The organism is Acidithiobacillus sp. TH-A36 (assembly GCF_057473445.1).
On the sequence record NZ_JBYCKP010000354.1, the window covers coordinates 1 to 1,467 of the forward strand.

Here is a 1,467-nt window from a genome sequence, read left to right on the forward strand (position 1 = left end):
AGGAGAGAACTCGCCCTACGGGCTCAAACAGCTCTCCTGACGGGCGCTGGATTTCGCCAAGAACAACGACGGCTCGAAACAAAAGTCACTGCAACGCACCCATGACACCTGCCCTTTTTAGGTGGTGATCTGATTTTCTACAATAAAAAAGCCCGGATAAACCGGGCTTTTTTGACCGGGACGTCCCGGTCACAGACTCGACTCAGAACCGCTTGCGTGTATAAAAATACGCGATAACGGTAATGAAAAAATACACAATGGGCAAAAAGAAAATATAGTCTTCCAGATGCATGGTCTAACTCCTTTAATGTGAGTGTCCGGTTTTGTCCTGACTTTCCGCATCCTGTTTTTCATACATGACCGCACCGGCGACGGCGATCAGCACAATCATGGTCGTACCCACCAACCAGGCGAAATACCAGGGGCCATAGTCACCAGTGATGACTGCCAGAAACAGGGATAACGCCATGATGAGAGCCATCCCGACAAAAGTGAAAAGATTTTTCATGACTGGGTTGCTCCCTTAATAAGCATGGTCATCGGCGGGGTTGGGCGGGTTGACCTTGCCGCGCATGACCCGAAAACACCATGTGGTATAAGCCAAAATTGTGGGCACGAAAATGGCGGTGAAAATGGTCATCCAGATCAGGTTGTAACGACTGCCTGAAGCATTCCAGATAGTCAGGCTCTGGTTGAGATTTTCAGACGAAGGCATCAGGAACGGGAACATGGAAGCTGCAACCGTGCCTAAAATGCCAATCCAGGCAATGGCTCCCAGCCACCAGCCGAGGATGGGTTTGTTGGCGCGTAACATCAACGCACCGAACAACATCCCGGCAATGGCCAGCAACGGGACAATCCACAAAATGGGTTGTGCTGCATAATTATCCAGCCAGGCGCCAGAAACCGCATGCACCACCTGACCACTGACGGCGTTGGCGGGCATTCCCGGATCCCCGCTGATGAGGCTATACCCCGTCATGCCGGAAATCATGAAGCCACCAATGATAAACAGCACAATGGCAATGATCCCTGCAGTGCTGGCGTAATTCCGGGCGCGGGAAGCAATGGGGTCGGTACCGCGCAGCATCAACATGGCCCCGCCCTGATATACCGACATGCTGACCGCCAATAAGCCGCTCAGAATGGCAAAGGGGTTCAACAGATACCAGATAAAGGACTCCGTCTGGTAATACTGACCATCCCAGCCGAAATGAAAGCCGACGCCTTCGAGAATATTACCAATAGCTGCCCCGTAGACAAACATGGGCAAAAAGCCGGAAATCAGAAAAACCCAGTCCCAGGAATCCCGCCACTTGCTGGCGGCCACTTTTGAGCGATATTCAAAAGCCACCGGACGTAAAATCATGCTGAACAGCAGCAGGATCATGACAATGTAAAAAACTGAAAAAGAAGTGGCGTAAAGGGTTGGCCAGGCCGCAAAAATGGCCCCGCCGCCCAGAATAA

2 protein-coding genes are annotated in these 1,467 nt (G+C 51.7%); both read right to left on the minus strand.

Going from position 1 to position 1,467, the window contains the following annotated elements; all coding sequences use genetic code 11:
* Positions 1 to 304: 304 nt before the first annotated feature.
* Positions 305 to 508, minus strand: a complete 204-nt coding sequence (locus AC2VLY_RS09415; RefSeq protein ID WP_010639184.1) for a cytochrome bd oxidase small subunit, CydX/CbdX family — start codon at positions 506 to 508, stop codon at positions 305 to 307.
* 15 nt (positions 509 to 523) lie between these two features.
* On the minus strand, positions 524 to 1,467 hold a 944-nt coding region (gene cydB, locus AC2VLY_RS09420; RefSeq protein ID WP_486922158.1), incomplete at its 5' end, for a cytochrome d ubiquinol oxidase subunit II.

Bases quoted from the DNA above. Each gene is read 5' to 3' on its own strand.
- AC2VLY_RS09415 (WP_010639184.1), bottom strand. From the start codon at position 508: ATGAAAAATCTTTTCACTTTTGTCGGGATGGCTCTCATCATGGCGTTA.